The sequence below is a fragment of the Pedobacter humicola genome, from assembly GCF_056490705.1.
On sequence record NZ_JBWJIG010000003.1, the window covers coordinates 373,691 to 393,378 of the forward strand.

The 19,688-nt window shown below is 42.1% G+C and carries 8 protein-coding genes; all 8 read left to right on the forward strand.

Annotated features, from left to right (window positions below):
* Positions 1-9: 9 nt before the first annotated feature.
* The 8 genes from AC04Q1_RS07695 (at position 10) to AC04Q1_RS07730 (ending at position 19,679) form a co-directional block, all read left to right on the forward strand.
* The gene (locus tag AC04Q1_RS07695) at positions 10-1,659 is read left to right on the forward strand and encodes a protein-disulfide reductase DsbD family protein (RefSeq protein ID WP_478363373.1); all 1,650 of its coding nucleotides are present in this window, start codon (positions 10-12) and stop codon (positions 1,657-1,659) included.
* 452 nt (positions 1,660-2,111) lie between these two features.
* On the forward strand, positions 2,112-4,112 hold the full coding sequence (locus AC04Q1_RS07700) for an alpha-L-arabinofuranosidase C-terminal domain-containing protein (protein WP_478363375.1): 2,001 nt from the start codon (positions 2,112-2,114) through the stop codon (positions 4,110-4,112).
* 128 nt (positions 4,113-4,240) lie between these two features.
* The gene (locus tag AC04Q1_RS07705) at positions 4,241-5,215 is read left to right on the forward strand and encodes a glycoside hydrolase family 43 protein (RefSeq protein WP_478363377.1); all 975 of its coding nucleotides are present in this window, start codon (positions 4,241-4,243) and stop codon (positions 5,213-5,215) included.
* Between the two features lie 832 nt (positions 5,216-6,047).
* A complete protein-coding gene (locus tag AC04Q1_RS07710; protein ID WP_478363379.1) occupies positions 6,048-13,172 on the forward strand; it encodes an SDR family NAD(P)-dependent oxidoreductase in 7,125 nt (2,374 codons plus the stop codon).
* A 25-nt stretch (positions 13,173-13,197) separates the two neighbouring features.
* Positions 13,198-17,433 carry a beta-ketoacyl synthase N-terminal-like domain-containing protein gene (locus tag AC04Q1_RS07715; protein WP_478363381.1) on the forward strand — a complete coding sequence of 1,412 codons (4,236 nt, stop codon included), beginning with the start codon at positions 13,198-13,200 and terminating at the stop codon, positions 17,431-17,433.
* A complete protein-coding gene (locus AC04Q1_RS07720; RefSeq protein ID WP_057933556.1) occupies positions 17,421-17,717 on the forward strand; it encodes an acyl carrier protein in 297 nt (98 codons plus the stop codon). Before AC04Q1_RS07715 ends, AC04Q1_RS07720 begins: the two co-directional genes overlap by 13 nt.
* Positions 17,705-18,469, forward strand: a complete 765-nt coding sequence (locus tag AC04Q1_RS07725; protein ID WP_478363383.1) for an alpha/beta fold hydrolase — start codon at positions 17,705-17,707, stop codon at positions 18,467-18,469. The genes AC04Q1_RS07720 and AC04Q1_RS07725 overlap by 13 nt, the downstream gene beginning before the upstream one ends.
* A gap of 10 nt (positions 18,470-18,479) precedes the next feature.
* Positions 18,480-19,679 (forward strand): glycosyltransferase, encoded by a 1,200-nt coding sequence (locus tag AC04Q1_RS07730; RefSeq protein WP_478363385.1) that lies wholly within the window; start codon positions 18,480-18,482, stop codon positions 19,677-19,679.
* Positions 19,680-19,688: the final 9 nt, after the last annotated feature.

Sequence of the window (19,688 nt, forward strand, 5' to 3'; positions counted from 1 at the left end):
ACCAAGCATATGATATCCTTAAAGAAAATCTGTCTCGGGTTACTGTGTCTATGTGCCCTGTCGTTTGGGGCATATGCACAGGACAGTACCAGCACCGACGATCTGACTTTTACAGAAATCAAACCCGAAACGGTTGACACTACGGTTAAAACGGTCGACACGAGCCTGAAAACAACGGTTGCTTCCACTGTAACTGTCCAAAAAAATATCACCCCTGTAAAAGAAGAACACAAAACCCTATGGGGGATTTTTATTGCAGGTTTTGTTGGCGGTTTAGCGGCACTGCTAATGCCCTGCATATTCCCGATGCTACCCTTAACGGTAAGTTTTTTTACTAAGGGATCAGAAAAAGGGAGGGCCTTTCGGCGTGCAGCGCTTTATGGCTTTTTCATCATTTTAATCTATGTAGTACTTGGTCTTTTGGTAACCGTAATCTTTGGTGCCGATGCACTGAACAGCCTATCTACTAATGGAATATTTAATTTTTTCTTCTTTTTACTGCTGGTTGTTTTCGCTGCTTCCTTTTTAGGGGCTTTCGAAATTACCCTGCCCTCTTCCTGGGTAAATAAAATGGATGCCAATTCGGATAAGGGCGGTATGGCAGGCTTGTTTTTTATGGCCGGAACCCTGGCACTAGTATCTTTCTCCTGCACTGGCCCCATTATCGGCACTTTACTGGTTCAAGCTGCTACCACTGGTGCCCTTCTAGGGCCGGCAATTGGCATGTTTGGCTTTTCTCTGGCATTGGCCATTCCTTTTGCGTTGTTTGCATTATTTCCATCGGCTATGAACAAACTGCCAAAATCGGGTGGTTGGTTAAACAGTGTGAAAGTCGTATTGGGATTTTTGGAACTGGCTTTTGCCTTAAAATTCTTGAGCAATGTTGATCTCGCCTACCACTGGGAATGGTTCGATCGGGAAATATTCTTAAGCCTTTGGATTGTCATTTTCGGGATGATGGGGATTTACCTTTTAGGCAAGCTGAAGTTTTCACATGATAGTCCCCTGGCTTTTATCTCCGTACCAAGGCTTTTTCTGGCTACCGTAGTTTTGGCTTTTACCATTTACCTTATACCAGGCCTGTGGGGAGCACCTTTACGCAGTGTATCGGCCTTTCTTCCACCACAGGAAACACAGGATTTTGATCTTTACACCACGGGATTATTGGCAGGAAAACAAACAGCTACAAATGATAGTCCGCATAAATATGCAGACAAATTTCATGCACCTTTAAAACTCAATGCCTATTTCGATTATAACGAAGGTTTAGCCGCTGCAAAAAAGCTGAACAAACCTGTATTGATCGATTTTACGGGCCATGCCTGTGTAAACTGCAGGAAAATGGAAGCCAATGTCTGGCCAGACAAGGATGTGTATAAAATGATCAGCAGTGATTATGTACTGATTCAGCTCTATGTGGATGATAAATCGGAGCTGGCCCCTGAAGATGTAGCAGTTACCCCCGAAGGGAGAAAGCTCAATACCATTGGCAAAAAATGGAGCGACCTGCAGGCCAGAAAATTCCAATCCAATTCACAGCCATTTTATGTTTTACTCGATCCTAAAACAGAAACATTATTGGTACAACCGCAGGGTGCAGATTACGAAATAGCCAATTACAAAAAATTCTTAGCAAGCGGATTAAACGCTTATCAATAACAAAGTATTGGTGGAGTAGAAGCCGCCAGGTTTTGATTTAATTTTAGTTAATGACTCATGGGCAGTACCGGATGGTCTGTCCTTGTTTTTTAACGATTTTCTGCTATAAAACACCCAAACCATCTAAAGCCGTATATCATTATTTTTCAGATCAGGCTACGCCCTTACAGGATGAACCAGGATCATTCCTCCCCTTTTAGCATGACAACATGTTACAATAAAGATTTTCACGCCTTCCTTAAAATAAACTTAAATATCATTAAAATTTACTTTATCTCCACTTGTTGGCACCTCAAGCCTAATTTGTGGTATCCACAGCGTTTCTATCAATGCTAAGATTCTAGAATTTATCAAATGAAATCATTGATGAACAAAAAAATAAATGTTCATACAACGTTTATTATTTTTTATGTTTTACTTTTACCATTATAACCTTCCAAATATTAAACCGTATGAAATTAAATTACCCTGCAAAAAGTGTGTTTTCTGGATGTATACTGTACTTTTTCATTGGAATTGGATTCGGATCCGGGGCGCAGGCGCAAACGGCAAAAGTGATCAGAATCAAAGCAGACCATACTATTGCCAAAGTGCAGCCCAATATGTGGGGTGTTTTTTTTGAGGACATTAACTTTGGTGCGGATGGCGGCATTTACGCCGAGCTGATTAAAAACCGTTCTTTCGAATTTGCAGAGCCATTAATGGGCTGGACCATCCAGCGAAAAAAGCAGCAAGAAGGTGAAATATTAGTGGTAAACCGTAAAGAAGTGAACACTTCCAATCCCAGATATTTACAGGTTAAAAAACAAACCGACGATTTTGAGTTGATCAATGAAGGATTTAAAGGCATCGGCATAAAAAAAGGACTGCGCTACGATTTTTCTCTCATGTACCGTCAATCGAAGCCTGGAGTTAAATTGGTGCTATTGTTAAAAGATGCCACCGATAAAATCATCGGACAGGGAAGTTTAACACCTGATCAAACCGGCAGCGACTGGAAAAAGCAGTCGGCAAGCTTTACGGCTACCGAAACTGATCCCAAGGCAAAATTTTCTATTCTATTTCAGGGAAATGGAAATATAGATCTCGATATGATTTCGCTCTTCCCTGGTGATACCTGGAAAAACCGTCCACAGGGATTAAGAGCCGATATGGTGCAGCTGTTGGCCGATATGAAACCTGGTTTTATCCGTTTCCCCGGTGGCTGCATTGTAGAAGGCACAGATCTGGCCAACCGTTATCAATGGAAAAAAACCATTGGGCCGATTGAAAACAGACAACTGATCATGAACCGTTGGAATACGGAATTTGCTCACCGCCCTGCCCCAGATTATTATCAGAGTTTTGGCCTGGGCTTTTTTGAATATTTCCAACTGGCAGAAGATATTGGCTCGGATGCACTCCCAATCTTAAATTGCGGTATGGCCTGTCAGTTTAATACAGCTGAAGTAGCAGCGCTCGATGAACTCGATCCTTATGTGCAGGATGCCTTGGATCTGATCGAATTTGCCAATGGCGATGTAACCAGCAGATGGGGGAAAATGAGGGCTGATCTTGGTCACCCTAAACCTTTCAACTTAAAAATGATGGGTATAGGAAACGAAAACTGGGGTCCGCAATACCTGGACAGGGTCGCGATTTTTACAAAAGCCATAAAAGCTAAATATCCTGACTTTAAACTCATCAATAGCTCTGGCACAGATCCCGAAGGCGACCGCTTTAACTTGTTGAATACAGCTTTAAGAAAAAACAATGCTGATTTTATTGATGAACACTACTACCGCACTGCTAATTGGTTTTTAAAAAATGCTGATCATTACGACAAGTATCCAAGAAATGGATCGAAAGTTTTTGTTGGTGAATATGCGGTACATGCTGATAAAAATTTTGTAGGCAGCAACCGCAACAACTGGCAAAGTGCTTTGGCAGCTGCTTCTTTAATGACAGGTTTAGAGCGCAATGCCGATGTAGTGCAAATGGCTTCTTATGCCCCGCTTTTCGCACACATTGATGCCTGGCAATGGGCTCCTGATATGATCTGGGTAGATAACCTAAAATCGTATGGAACACCTGATTATTATGTACAAAAACTGTTCTCCACCAACAAAGGAACGGACGTGGTTTCTATCACACTTGAGGAAAAGAACATAACCGGCCAGGACGGGCTTTATGCTTCTGCAGTTACCGATAAGACAAAAAAAGAACTGATCATTAAAATCGCCAATAACGCCGGTCAGGCAAAAAACCTCAGTTTTGACTTGGAGGGAAAATTAAACTTAATAAATAAAGCTACCAATGAGGAGCTCGCAAGCAACAACCTGGATCAAATCAACTCTTTTGACAATCCAGAGGCCCTAAGTCCACAAAAAACCACCCTGAGTTTAAAGGGTAAAAAATTGAATATTACTTTAAAGCCTTACTCTTTTAACGTGATTAAAATTCCATTTAAATAATAACCAGAAAGATCGGCATTAAATTTACGCCCCTTATTAAAATGAAACCATACGGTGGATCTGTAATTGTTGTAGAACAAAATCCACCATCAAAGAAAAAGAACTGAAAACCTTATTAAATCGATAGTATGTTGAAGAATTTTAAATTATATGGATCAGTTCTAATGCTTTCTCTTGTACAATTCTGCGCTAAGGCACAGGAGAAGATCATTGTATCCAAAGGCAATCCGATCATTACTGACAAATACACGGCCGATCCTGCAGCTTATGTGTATGGCGATTCTGTTTACCTCTATACCGGGCACGATGTAGCGCCAATACCTAAAAACACCTACGAAATGCACGAATGGTTGTGTTATTCATCGGCAGATATGGTGACCTGGAAAGAACATCAATCACCATTAAATGTAAAAAGTTTTGCCTGGGCCAGCGATGATGCATGGGCTTCGCAGGTGATTGAGAGAGACGGTAAATTTTATTGGTATGTGGCCATTTCCCATGGTACCATTCACGGAAAATCGATCGGTGTAGCAGTAGCTGATAACCCAAGAGGTCCATTTAAAGACGCCATTGGGGAAGCTTTAATTACCAATGATATGACCACAGCAGTTAAAATCAGTTGGGATGATATCGACCCTACGGTGATTATTGACGATGATGGTCAGGCCTATTTATTTTGGGGCAACCAAAAATGCTACTATGCAAAGTTGAAGAAAAACATGATTGAGCTGGATGGACCGATCCAAAAAGTGGATGTACCTGAATTTACCGAAGCGCCATGGATACACAAACGCAAAGGATGGTATTATTTATCTTATGCCTCGCAATTCCCAGAGAAAATTGTATATGCCATGAGCAAAAATATCAATGGCCCATGGACTTACAAAGGTATTTTAAATGAAATTGCCGGAAACTCCAATACGAACCATCAGGCTATTATTGATTTTAAAAGCAAGTCGTACTTTATTTACCACAATGGTGCAATTAATAACGATGGAGGAAGTTTTAGACGCTCCGTTTGCATTGATTACCTCAACTACAACAGTGATGGTACGATGAAGCGGGTGGTGATGACTTCTGAAGGGGTTAAGAAAGCGAAATAATCGGTCGCCCTGGCCTGCGTTTCCACAGTCCACAAATATAAAATCCCTCTTAGCGTCATGCTTTGCGATAATCCATCATCCGATAGCTATCGGATGCGAGACACGATTTATGTTGTGTGGCATCTGCTCTCACAACCATTCAAAATCAATCCTATCTCACCAACCTCACCTCGTATATCGGCTTAGCCAAGCCTTAACTGCAACAATTCACTAGTAAATCAGCCTGGGTTGATAACAATCGAGCAGGATCAATTCTTAACCGGGAATGAACAGATCATTTAAGATTTAAGCGCTATTTTAATCAAAAAATTATGTAGCCCAGATAAAAGCAACAAAAATCCAAATATCAATACTAATTAATACTACATACATAAACAATTGATAATGCCCCATAATCTTCTTCAATTTTGAACTAAAAATTTTTTAAGCAAACAAATCCAACTCATCTAGTTCAAAAACATCATTTTTAAGAGAAAAATCGTTAAACATTTCGAATTCTCGGGCTAATGAATCGAAAAAAATTGATATAATACATACAATATCAATTGATTACAAAAATAAATCCATAAATTAACCCTTAATTAATATTAACCCAATACGGGGTGCCTTCTTTTGTATTTAAAATTTAAATAAGCCATATAAAGAAGCATAAATGAAAATTATTAATAATAATTTGTTCATAAAATTCATTTTTAAATGAAAAATTCAGTCCCTTAACAAACGACTGTTCAGTTCATTCATTTATGAAATTTTAAAACAATTTGACTTAATAAATTCGTATATTAGTCTAATTAATCATACACACTAATTGCAGCGCTAAAAACCTGTGTTATTGCGTATTACGGCCGGCGTAAAGAACCATTATGTACCGGCTATTCATCCACCAAACAGAAGAGTAGAATTAAAATCTAAAGCCATGAACAAACACGCCATTATTGCAGTAACTCCTTTTGAAATCCCTGACAGTAAATTGGTTTTTAATTTACAAAATGCAGATTGCTTTCCTGTTCTGAGTCTTGGGCATAACATCGCTGAGACCGAAAACGCACTTCATTCACTTGTAGCGTTGGGTATTTCTGATTTTGGTGTAAGTATCAATTCGGCAGCATTCGCCAACATTGATCTTCCTAGCCAGGTAAGTTTAATTATTGCGCCTTTTGATTTCGCATTAAAACGGAAAACATCCGCAAAAATCATTCTTCAGGTGTACGACCTTCAGTCGGCACTGGCAGCTCAGGCAAATGGTGCGGATGGCATTATCGTAAAAGGAAATGAAGGTGCCGGCCGTGTGGCTTACGAATCTTCATTTGTACTTTTTCAGCGGATAATTAAAGAAATAACAACCATTCCGGTTTGGGTTCAGGGTGGCGTAGGTATTCATACAGCCGCCTCTTTAATGGCACAAGGCGCAGCGGGAATCATTTTGGATAGTCAGCTGGCCTTATTTCCCGAGTGTTCCGTGCCCGAAGGTTTAAAAACGGTTTTTGGCAAATTAAGTGGAACCGAAACAAAACTGGTTGACAATTGCCGCGTATTGGCCCGTCCTAATTCACCTGTTCTTGCTGAAAATATAGACTATAAAGGTCTTCAGCAATACTTTCAGGGTTATGACCTGGAAAGCAATTATCTTCCAATGGGTCAGGATATTGCTTTATCTATCGACCTGGTAAGCAAATACAAAAAGCTTGATAAATTAATTTTTGGTATTAAAGAAGCCATTTATGGTCATTTAAAACAGGCTAAAGCCATCAATGTAATTAAAGCGAATAACGCGCTTGCTAAAGATTTAAATATCACCTACCCTATCGCACAGGGGCCTATGACGAGGGTAAGCGATGTTGCGCTCTTTGCAGATGCCGTTTCTGAAGCCGGCGCACTATCATTTATCGCATTATCTCTATTAAAAGGTGCATCGGCAAAAAATCTGATCGAAGAAACAAAAAAACTGGCTGGCGGGAAAACCTGGGGCGTGGGTATTTTGGGTTTTGCACCACAAGAACTGAGAGATGAACAACAGGAATATATTTTAAATGCCAAGCCTCCGGTTTTATTAATTGCGGGCGGAAGACCATCGCAGGCCAAACCTTTTGAAAAAGCAGGCATTAAAACCTTTTTGCATGTACCATCTGCTTCTCTTTTAGATATGTTTTTAAAAGAAGGTGCCAAACGTTTTGTATTCGAAGGACGTGAATGTGGCGGTCATGTTGGACCCCTATCTAGCATGGTATTATGGGAAAAACAGATCGAAAGATTATTAAAGGAAGAAAACCCCGAAAGCATCAGCGTTTTCTTTGCCGGTGGTATTCATGATGCCTTTTCTACAGCTTTCATTTCGGTAATGGCCGCTCCATTAGCTGCCAAAGGCATGAAAATCGGAGTATTGATGGGCACTGCGTACTTATATACAAGAGAAGCCGTAAGTACAGGTGCGATTTTAGATAAATTCCAGCAGGAAGCCCTGCAGGCTGACGAAACTGTCCTGCTGGAAACAGCCCCCGGTCATGAAACCAGATGTTTAAACTCCTCATTTGCCACCTTCTTTAATGAAGAAAAAAAGAAACTTCAGGCTGAGGGAATGGATAAAAAAGAAATCTGGGCCAAATTAGAAACATTGAATGTTGGCCGTTTGCGTATTGCTGCAAAGGGAATTGAAAGACGTGGTAATGATCTGGTAAAAATAAAAGAAGCTGAGCAAACCGATCTGGGCATGTATATGATCGGCCAGATCGCACCCATGCATAAGGAAGTAATGTCTTTACTCGATCTTCATCAGGATGTGGCCGACCATAATTATACCCATATTTTAAATGCCACACTTTCATCACCTCCAGAAAATAAAACCAAAGCACTGGATGTTGCCATTGTGGGTATGGCATGTATTTTCCCCGGGGCAAAAAACCTCGAGGAATACTGGCGCAATATTATTTTGGCTAAGGATTCGGTAACCGAAGTACCAGATGAAAGATGGAACAAAGAACTGTATTATAACCCAGAATCGACAGCAGGTGATATGTCGCACTCCAAATGGGGCGGTTTTATCCCAAGGATAGATTTTGATCCTCTGGAATTTGGCATCCCCCCACAATCGCTTGCCGCTATAGAGCCTACCCAACTGCTTACTTTAATGGTGGCCAAACAGGCCATGCAACACGCAGGTTATGCTGATGGCGGTGTGGACAATGAAAATGTTTCGGTAATTATCGGTGCAGAAGGTGGAAACGACCTCGCCAATAGTTATAGCTTCAGAGGTTTTTACAAACAGGTTTTTGGTGAAATGCCAGCTGAAGTAGATGCCGCATTGCCAAAAACAACTGAAGATTCATTTCCAGGTATTTTAGCAAACGTAATCTCAGGTAGAATTACCAACCGGTTAAACCTCGGCGGCAGAAACTACACTGTTGATGCCGCCTGTGCCTCATCTCTTGCCGCAATTGATCTGGCCTGCCAGGAGCTATTCTTAGAAAAATCGGACATGGTTTTAGCCGGCGGAGCGGATCTGCACAATGGCATTAATGATTACCTGATGTTTTCGAGCACGCACGCTCTTTCTAAAAAAGGAAGGTGTGCTACTTTTGATGCCGAAGCAGACGGAATTGCTCTTGGCGAAGGGATTGCCATGATTGTTTTAAAAAGATACGACGATGCTTTACGTGATGGCGATACCATTTACTCCATTATAAAAGGTGTTGGGGGCTCAAGCGATGGAAAAAGCCTTGGTTTAACTGCTCCACGTAAAAACGGGCAGGTAAATGCACTGGAAAGGGCTTATAGCCAGGCAGGAATTACACCATCATTGATAGGCCTGGTAGAAGCGCATGGTACAGGTACAGTAGTTGGTGATAAAACAGAGATCAGTGCATTAACCGACATGCTCAATCAGTCGGGCGCAACTGCCGGGCAAACGCATCTGGGCTCTGTAAAAACACAGATTGGCCATACCAAATGTGCCGCCGGCATTGCAGGATTAATCAAGGCATCCTTATCAGTTTACTATGGCATTAAGCCACCAACTATCAACTTAAAAACACCAAATAGTTTCTATAACGCGCAAACCAGTCCTTTCGCTTTCCACACCGAAGCCGGTTTATGGATGGAAGAGAAAAGATACGCTGGGGTAAGTGCCTTTGGTTTTGGCGGAACAAACTTCCACGCAGTACTTGAAAGCGCCCAGAATTCCGAAAATAAAAATTCGATCTTAAAATCATGGCCATCAGAGCTCTTTGTTTTTAGAGGCGATACTTATGAGGAAGCTAAAAATCGCGTAATCTCTGTAAAAAACCTCCTGGAACTGAACGATCAGATCGAACTGAAAGATATTGCCTACAGTTTAGCCACTGCTGGTACCAAACCCGTTCAACTGAGTATTGTTGCCAACCACGCAGAAGACCTGGTAATGAAAATCGATCTTGTTTTATCTGGCGTAGAAAGCAAAGACACTTACCTCACCCAAAAACAAGATGGGAAAGTGGCTTTTATGTTCCCGGGACAGGGAAGCCAACGCGTAAACATGGCCAGAGATCTTTTCGTGGTGTTCCCGGAAATGAGAAAGCTATTGATAGCTTATCCTGAATATGAAAAAATCCTTTTCCCAAATACCGTATTTAATGATGCGGATGCAAAAGCACAAAAAGAACGCATAAAAGATACGCGTATGGCACAACCCCTATTGGGTATTGTTGATCTGGCTATTGCGAATTTCTTAAAATCATTGGGCATTGTTCCCGATATGGTTGCCGGCCATAGCTATGGCGAATTGCCTGCACTTTGTTTTGCAGGTGCTTTTGAAGAAGATGACTTAGTTCATCTTAGTGCCGAGAGAGCAAATTCTATTTTAAATGCTGTAGAAAACGGTGATCCGGGTACCATGCTTGCGGTGAGTGCAAAACAGGAAGATCTTACACCATATCTGAGCGGTATTGCAGCCATTTACCCGGTAAACTTTAATGCACCGACGCAATGCGTAATTGCAGGCAGTACCGAAGCTATAGCCCAACTGGCTGCAGTCTTAAAAGAAGCTAAAATATCTTTCCGTCCACTCGAAGTGGCTTGCGCTTTCCATAGTCCTTTGGTAGCTAAATCGAAACAGCTATACCAGGAAGTTTTATCAGGCGTCGACTTTAAAGATCTTAAAATCCCGGTATGGTCTAACACCACCGCAAATGAATACCCTGTTGAAGCTGCAGCAGTTAAGGAACGTTTAACCGATCATTTGATAAAACCAGTACTTTTTGTTGATGAGCTAAGGAATATGTATGCCGCCGGAGCCCGGGTTTTTGTAGAAGTTGGTCCGGGCAAGGTATTAAGCGGTTTAACCAAATCATGCATAGGCAAAGATGAGGTGATTTTACATACCGAAGATCAGGGCCAGAACAAACTCAGCAATTTATTGGGCACACTGGCTGGTTATATGGCTACAGGCCGCGAAATCAGGCTCGAAAAGTTATTCGAAGGCCGTTCAGTTAAAACCATCAAATTGGATGAAATTTCAATTTATAAAAAAAGTCCGGCCATCTGGTATGTGAACGGTCAACACGCTATTCCATCAACCGGTAAACTTCCGGCAAATGGTGCATCCCCTATTATTAAACCGATTATCCTTATGAACAACACCTCTACCCAAACTGAAAATCAACAGGTTAACGGCTCAGCCAAAGACCTGATGATGCAGGAGTACCTGCACAGTATGAAAATGCTGATTCAGGCACAACGCGATGTGATGCTTTCCTTTTTAGGACAAGCGCCCGCAATGCCTTCACAAATAAATAACCAGCCCTTAACCTCCTATCAGGCACCTCAACCAGTGCGGATTGAAAATCAGATTACGGTAAAACAGGAAGTACCACAGGCACAAACCGTCGAAGTGATCACACCTGCAATTGCACAAAAAGACTTAAAACTGGTGCTGTTACAGATCGTTAGCGATAAAACAGGTTATCCACAGGAAATGCTCGGCATGGAAATGGATCTTGAAGCTGATTTAAGTATCGATTCGATCAAACGTGTAGAAATTATCGGTGCTTTACGTACCGAACTGGGCGGTTTCTCTCAACTTAACCTTCCGGAAGATAAAATTATGGAACAGCTTGCGGGCCTTAAAACCTTAAGCAGCCTCGTAAACTGGATTACCGAAAATACAGAGCAGCCAAAATCGGTTGCAGCAGCTGCTCCGGTAGTGCCCGCAACCGGTCAGGCTGAACAGGAAAAATTTTCTATCGATCAATTGAAATCAGCCATTCTTGAGGTGGTAAGTGAAAAAACAGGTTACCCGAAAGAAATGTTGGGTATGGATTTAGATCTTGAAGCGGATTTAAGTATCGATTCGATCAAGAGGATGGAAATTATTGCCTCACTTAAAGAAAAAATCGGTTTTGGTGCGCAAAGCGACCAGGCCGATGATTTAATGGAAAAACTGGCGGCAATCAAAACTTTAAATGCGCTGGTTAACTGGATTGCCGATGTTGAAGCAGAAAGCTCGGAGGTGCTTACAGAAGCAAAAAAGCTTATTGAGGAGAGCATTGATGATCAAACGGTTAAGGAAAAATTATCCCGTTTGAGATTTGAGCTAACTCCTGCCGCGCTTACCATTACTGAAGCAGCCATTTTAAAAGGGCAGCGTTTTGCCTTAACCGACGATGGTGGAGGCCAGGCGGTCAAAATCAAAAAAGTGCTCGAAAAACATGGTGCCATTGCCGATCTGGTGAGTTTTGAAGACCCATTGGATGGTTATCAGGGCCTCATCATTTTGAACATGTTCGAAGCACAGCAAAAAGTAGGCATTCTCGATCATTTCGCAACCATTAAAAAACTAAACTTTGATACCGTAAAATGGGTATACCTGATTGCGGATACCAAACGATATTTTAACGACCAGTCGGATATTTCTTTCTTAAGAAATTATCAGGGTTATTCGGGCTTCTTTAAAAGTTTAGACCGTGAATATGAGCATACCAAATGCCGTTTCATCAGTCTGGAAACGGCTATGTCTCCTGATGAAATCACGAACATGACCTTAAACGAAATCCTGAATCCCGATAAACCTTCGGAGATCATTTACAATGATCATAAAAGGCATATCATGGAGTTGGTACCACATCAATTAAGCACTGAAACCGATGCACATATCCATTTGGATAAAGATGCCGTGGTGATGGTTTTAGGCGGCGCACAAGGGATTACTGCAGAGCTTACGATGCATTTCGCAAAAGATTATCCTTGTAAATACATCCTGGTGGGCCGTTCAGCCAATCCGATCGCATCGGCAAACGAGGCCAGTTCTTCGCTTAGCACCAAGGATGAGATCAGGCAATATCTGATTAAACAGGGCGAGATTAAAAAACCTGCCGAAATAGAACAGGAAACCAACCGGATTTATAAAAACAACCAGATTTCACGCTGCATCGCGACCTTGGAAGAAGGTGGTTCGACGGTCGTTTACGAATCGTTAGACCTTAAAGATGAGGAAGCTTTAACCCGTTTGATCAACCAGGTTTATAAAGATTATGGCCGCATAGATGGTGTGGTGCACGGTGCAGGTTTATTGGAAGATAAACTCTTCCATAGCAAAACTCCAGAATCCTTTGGACGTGTTTTCGATACCAAAGTAACCCCTTTAAGGGTCTTGGCAGAGCAATTACGACCAGAAACCCAGTTTGTGATCCTGTTCTCCAGCATCGCTTCTGTTTATGGAAACCGTGGACAAACCGATTATGCAGCGGCAAACAGTGTAATGGATAAATATGCCTGGGCCTTAAAACAGAAAATCAAGGGTAAGGTAATGGCCATTAACTGGGGGCCATGGAAGGGTGCCGGTATGGTTTCGCCAACATTGGAGAAAGAATACCAGCGCCGGGGAATTGCCATGATCCCATTACAGGATGGAATGGAAACTTTCTTGAACGAACTTAAATATGGTAAAGAAAGCCAGGTATTAATCATGGCTGGAAACACCTGGACATAGAAAATATCCCATAATTAAACAGTAGATGAAGAAAAGCGATGTAGCAATTATTGGAATGTCATGCATTTTTCCGGGAGCGAAAGATATGCAGACCTTTTGGGAGAATATTATCAACCGGGTAGATGCTACACAGCAGGTTCCGGCCGATCGGATCGATCCCGTACATTTCGATAAAAACTTAGGCGGCGTAGATCGTTTTTATTGTAACCGCGGCGGTTTTATTCCCGATCATCATTTTGATCCACAACGTTTCGGGATTTTACCCTTAGCTGTTGAAGGCACCGAACCCGATCACCTGTTAACCTTAGATCTGGTTCATCAGGCATTGGAAGATGCTGCTGTATTTGAAAAAAAATATTCCCTCGATAAAACAGGGATCATCATTGGCAAAGGCAATTACGTTGGTCCGGGGGCAACCCGGGCAATCGAAATTGTAAGAACTGGTGAGCAGATTTCGAGCGTATTAAAAGATTTAATGCCACAGCTTAGCGAAGCGGAAATTGAAAAGGTAAAACACGAATTCCAATTGCGTAAAGGCCGCTTCAGTGCCGATACTGCAATGGGATTGATCCCTAATTTAGTGGCTTCACTGGTAGCCAACCGGCTAAATTTAGGTGGTTTGGCTTTTACTTTAGATGCGGCATGTGCCAGTTCACTTATCGCGGTTGATCATGGTGTGCAGGAATTAAATAGTGGCCGTTGCGATATGATTATTGCAGGCGGTGTACATTTAGGTCAGAATGCGGCCTTTTGGAGTATATTTTCTCAATTGGGCGCCTTATCCAAACAGGAAAAAATTAAACCTTTTGATCAAAACGCTGATGGATTGATTATCGGCGAAGGTTGTGGTTTTGTGGTGCTTAAACGTCTCGAAGATGCCATCAGGGATCAGGATAAAATTTATTCGGTAATTAAAGGCGTGGGCATTAGCAGCGATGGAAGCGGAACCAGCGTAATGAGTCCATCGGTTAAAGGCCAGTTAAAAGCGATTACCGAAGCGTGGAAAAATGCGGAATTAGAAAGTAAAAATATTGGCTATTTAGAAGCCCATGGTACAGGTACGCCACTTGGCGATAAAACCGAAATAGAAACTTTAAAACAATTTTTTGGTCATGACGCAGACCTGCCAAAAGCGGGTATTGGCTCTGTTAAATCGAATATCGGCCATGCCATGCCCGCAGCAGGTATTGCAGGACTGATCAAATCGAGTTTAGCACTTTACCATGGCATCATTCCGCCCACTTTAAATTGTGATGAGCCTATTGCACAACTGGCCGAAACCCGTTTTTCGGCGGTGCAGAAAGCCATAGACTGGAACCAATCGGGTTTACCAAAACTGGCTGCCATAAATGCATTTGGTTTTGGTGGCATTAATGCCCATGTGGTATTATGCGCTTACGATATCCCTAAAAAAGATGAGGTATTGGTAATCGCAAGACCAAGTCATGGGGCTTTAATCGAATCGATCGAAAACGGAGATTACAGCATCGGGGACGGAAACTTCCGTTTGGTCTTATTTAATCCTAGCCCCGAGCGGATTAAAAAAGCCTTAAAAATTGTAGCTAAAAATTCTCCCTGGAGAAACAAACAGGATATCTGGTATACCAATGCGCCCCTTTTGGCGAATGATGGAAAAATAGCCTTTGTTTTCCCAGGCTTGGATGGACTTACAGGTGGAGAATTTAAAACCGTAGCTGATTATTTCAATATTAATATCGACGAAAACGAAAAACAGGATGGCCTGTTAAGTGAAGCGCTCAACATACTGAACAAAAGCAGTGTTTTAGATCAGGCTTTAAAGCAATTGGGCATTAAATCTGATATGAACGCAGGTCACAGCCTTGGCGAATGGCTTGCCGCAAGATCTTCAGAACTGGCAGAAGAAAGTTCGGTCATGAATTTACTGAATGTGCTTAACCCTGAAACTTTTGAGTTAAAAGATTCGAGGTTTATCGCTGTCGGTTGTGGTTTAGAGATCCTTCAACCTATTCTGGAAAACATTCCTGATTTATATCTCTCTAATGATAACTGTCCGCAACAGGTCATTCTTTGTGGCAGCAAACCCGCCCTGGACGAACTGGTTCCGATATTAAAGGTGAAACAGATTTTTCATCAGATTTTACCTTTCCAATCGGGCTTCCACTCGCCATTCGTGGCCGATAAACTGGGACTGATCCTCGAAGGCATGCAGGATATGCAGTTTCGGAAAACTACCACTCCGCTTTGGTCGGCTACCACTTTAGAAACTTATCCTGAGGGTTTTGAAGCCATCCGCCAGTTAAGTGCCGAACACTTAATTAAACCAGTACGTTTCCGTGAGCTTACCGAAAAACTGTATGCCGAAGGCGCGCGTGTTTTTATTCAGGTGGGTTCAGGAGGTTTGGTCGGTTTTATTGATGATACCCTAAAAGGAAAGGAAATCAGCACCATTAGTGCCAATGTGCCTATCCGTTCGGGCATTACACAACTCCAAAGGGTATTGGCGGCACTTTTTATCGAAGGAAAAGAAGTTGGTTTGTCTTATTTGGGCAATATCAAATCCGTCCCTCCGCAAAAAAGTAAAGGGGTTAAACTCGAACTGGGTTCGCCGATTATCCACAATCTGCAAACACTTAAAGGTTTAACCATTAAAAAGCCACAGGCCGTACAATCTAAAACTTTTGTGGAGGCAAAACATCCGGTTTTACAGGCTTTTAACGAGAATGTAATGGAGATGATCAACATGCAGAGCGAAATGACCGAACTGTTCGAAAACGCGGCTTTGCAAGTCGACCAGCCAAACAATTGGGCTCCAGCTAAACCATTATTCCCCATGAGGCAGCCTTTTAGCAAAAAACTGGATGTAAGTCTGGACAACTGTCCTTACCTCATTGATCACTCCCTGCTCAGGCAACCAAAAGGCTGGCCAACGGTCGAAGATATGGATCCGGTAATCCCAATGACCATGATTTTTGAAGTGTTCGCTGAAATCGCTAATGAACAATCGCCTGAAGAAAAGGTGCATAAAATCATGAATATGCGGGTATTTCAATGGATGAATGTAGTTAAACCTTTCCAGGAAACGGTAACCGGCGAATGGAAAGACGAGCAAAGGGTGTATCTTAATCTGGAGCGTTTTGCCAATGCAGAAGTGCAGTTGGCTACCCGGTTAAACTCTGCTCCAGCCAGAACTTTCGATATTGGAAAATTACTGGATATCGATCGTACTTCTGCACAGATTTACGACGCCCACATGTTCCACGGACCAGATTATCAGGGCATCAAAAAACTGGTTGCTGTTGGCGAAAAAGGAATTACCGGTATTATAGAAGCAGCAGGCGGAAAAGGCTCATTGCTCGATAATGCAGGGCAGTTATTTGGTTTATGGCTACAGCTCACGTTAGAAAAAGACCGGATTGCCTTTCCCGTTAAAATCCAGGAGATTGAATTCTTTGGCGATATGGCAGATCAGAAAGGAACTTTCGAATGTACCTGTGTACTTACCGAAATCAATGATGAATTTGCAACTGCCGATATTGTGATGAAAAGAGATGGCATCATCTGGCTTATTATTTCTGGCTGGCAAAACCGTAGGCTGGAAATAGACGAACCCCTTTGGAACGTTTCGATGTCGCCGCTTCACAACCGTTTATCAGAAGAAGTTGCTCCGGGCGTTTTTCTTTTTGGCAACGCTTATTCGCGTGTGGTATCGTGGGATTTTATCCTGAAAAGATATTTTAACCAGACTGAGAAAAAGCACCACCATAATTTATTACCGAATAAAAGAAGAACCTGGATGATCAGTCGTGTAGCAGCGAAAGATGCCGTACGGAATTTACTGAACACACAGAAAAATCAGGCCTGTTACCCGATCACCTTCGAAATTTATTCGGATGAATACCGCAAACCCTTTGTTAAGGGTGGTTTAACGGATAACATCAATATCTCCATTGCCCATAAAGGAACTGATGCTGTGGGCATAGCACGTTTCAACGAACCTGTTGGTATCGATATCGAGCATATCGAAGAACGGAGCGCTGGCTTTTTTGATCTCGTGTTTAACGATCACGAAATGGCGCTGCTCCAAACCCGCAACAAAATAGAATGGGCAACCCGCTTTTGGGTGGCCAAAGAGGCTTATGGAAAATACCTGGGTAAAGGTTTACAGGGCAATCCAAAAGCCTATACCGTTGAAGAAATTAACGGCGAAGAATTACGCATCAATCACATCACAATCAAAACAATCAAACATAAAAACTATATCATCGGATGGACACTATAACTACAAAATTAAGCAGCGAAGAAATCTTCAACCTCATGAAACAATTTATCACCGAAGTAATCGGTGAAGAATTTGTTGAAGAAATGGATATCACCCCTGAAAGTTCTTTCACCAAGGATCTGGAAATGGACAGCATCGAAATTGTATCTTTCTCCGAAAAAATCAAAGCGCACTTTGGCGAACAGATCGATTTTACGGGCTGGTTATCATCAATGGATTTAGATCAGCTGATCAACTTAAACTTAGGCATGATCATCTCTTATATCGAAGAATGCCAGTCATAACGGTAAACGACAAATCGGTTCATATTCAGGAGCTCAACAAAGGAGCAGCTGAAACCATCATCCTCGTTCATGGGATGTTTAGCAACCTGTCTGTCTATTATTTTAATATTGCACCATTATTGGCTACCAAATATCATGTGGTATTGTACGATCTCAAAAGTCATGGCATGAGCGAAAAGGCTTTGGAAGGATACGATCTGGAAAGCATGACAAACGATCTGCTTGCACTATTGGAGGCATTAAACCTGCAAAAAGTACATTTGGGCGGTTATAGTTTTGGCGGATTGATTGCCTTAAAAATGGCGATCCGTTTCCCGGATCGCATTAACAAACTGGCCATAATTGAAGCACCAGACCCAAATGACGATAAAACAAGGGGCATTATAGATGAGTATAGCCGTGAATTTCTAGAGCATTACGTCGAAAACTTTACTGATACCACCAAAGTGAAAATGGGCAAAAGGCAAATGGAGCGCAACCACCGTATGTACGAGTACCTCTTTTATCAAACTTCGATCAAAACCGACATGGAGCTCGAAAAAGCCTTTTTTGGCAGTCCGCTAATCAAAGCAATAAAACAGGCTACCCTATTGCTGTATGGCACTGATTCCAACTGCCTTAATGCGGGCAAACAGTTAGAAGGGCTGATTGAAAACGCATCGCTAATTGCTGTACCAGGAGATCATAATATCCCGATACAACAACCATTGGTAATCGCTGAAACATTATTAAACTTCTTCCGGGAAACATAAAATTAAACACATGGCAAAATTCGTATTCGTTGTTCCTCCCCTAACTGGCCACATCAACCCAACTTTGAGTATGGGTGCAGCTTTATTAGAAAGAGGCCACCGTGTAGCATGGATTACTTTGGATCAATCGCTGGGAGAAAAACTTCCTGAGGGGGGCGAACTCCTCGTGATCAGCTACGATCAAAACGACCAGCAGAAAAAAGATTCTGAAAAATACCTCGATATCATCACCAAAAAGATTGTTTACGGCATCGATAGCATTAAATTTCTGTATGAAGAAGTCTTGATTCCGCTTAACAGGCACAGTTATGAAGGCATTGCCGATTTACTCGATCAGTTTAAACCTGATGTGGTGATTACCGATCATCAGATGTTTGCCGGGGCCATTGCCGCAACCAATAAAAACTATCCCTATGTTACCTCAGTTACCGCACCTGCAGCCATAAAAGTAATGGACGAACTGCCTAAAGTGCATGAGTGGGAGGTTAATCAGATTGTAGCGTTGCAAAAAGAATTCGGCATTAGTATACCTGATTCTATTGCCTGCTCTGATCTGGCTACTTTAGTATTTACCTCGAGAGATTTTTTTGGGGAGATGGATTTACCAGCACATTTTAAGTTTATTGGCCCCGTTTTTAACCGTCGCAAAACTTCAATTCCTTTTCCCTGGGGATCATTTCATAACAGCAAACCTAAAATATTGGTCAGCATTGGTACCACTTTCGATCATGAGCACAAAAAAGCCTTTTTTGCCAAGGTAATTGAAGCTTTTGCCGATGAAGACCTGCATGTGGTAGTGGTGTCTGATCCGGCTTTATTTGAAAAATGGCCCGCCAATTTTACCGTGCAGCACCAGGTACCACAACTGGAAATTTTACCACATCTCGATGCAGTGGTTTGCCATGGTGGTCACAACACCGTTTGCGAAACCCTGATGAACGGCCTCCCTATGGTGGTTATTCCAATTGCTTACGATCAAAGCCATGTAGCCGGACGTGTTTTTAGGGTAGGTGCCGGAGAACGCTTAAATTTTAACCGTTTTAAAGCCAATCACCTTAAAGAGGCCGTAAACAAAGTGCTGCAGAACGACAGTTACAGAATCGCTGCAGAACAGATTAAGCAATCCTTTATCGAGGCCGGTGGAACAGAAAGCGCTGCCGATTTACTGGAAACATTAAGCAACAAAACCTCAAACGTATTCATCAGTTAAATTAAACAG

Excerpts from the sequence above, each read along its gene's own strand:
- AC04Q1_RS07725 (WP_478363383.1), top strand. The coding sequence starts at position 17,705 with ATGCCAGTCATAACGGTAAACGACAAATCGGTTCATATTCAGGAGCTC.
- AC04Q1_RS07715 (WP_478363381.1), top strand. The coding sequence starts at position 13,198 with ATGAAGAAAAGCGATGTAGCAATTATTGGAATGTCATGCATTTTTCCG.
- AC04Q1_RS07730 (WP_478363385.1), top strand. The coding sequence starts at position 18,480 with ATGGCAAAATTCGTATTCGTTGTTCCTCCCCTAACTGGCCACATCAAC.
- AC04Q1_RS07705 (WP_478363377.1), top strand. The coding sequence starts at position 4,241 with ATGTTGAAGAATTTTAAATTATATGGATCAGTTCTAATGCTTTCTCTT.
- AC04Q1_RS07700 (WP_478363375.1), top strand. The coding sequence starts at position 2,112 with ATGAAATTAAATTACCCTGCAAAAAGTGTGTTTTCTGGATGTATACTG.
- AC04Q1_RS07720 (WP_057933556.1), top strand. The coding sequence starts at position 17,421 with ATGGACACTATAACTACAAAATTAAGCAGCGAAGAAATCTTCAACCTC.
- AC04Q1_RS07695 (WP_478363373.1), top strand. The coding sequence starts at position 10 with ATGATATCCTTAAAGAAAATCTGTCTCGGGTTACTGTGTCTATGTGCC.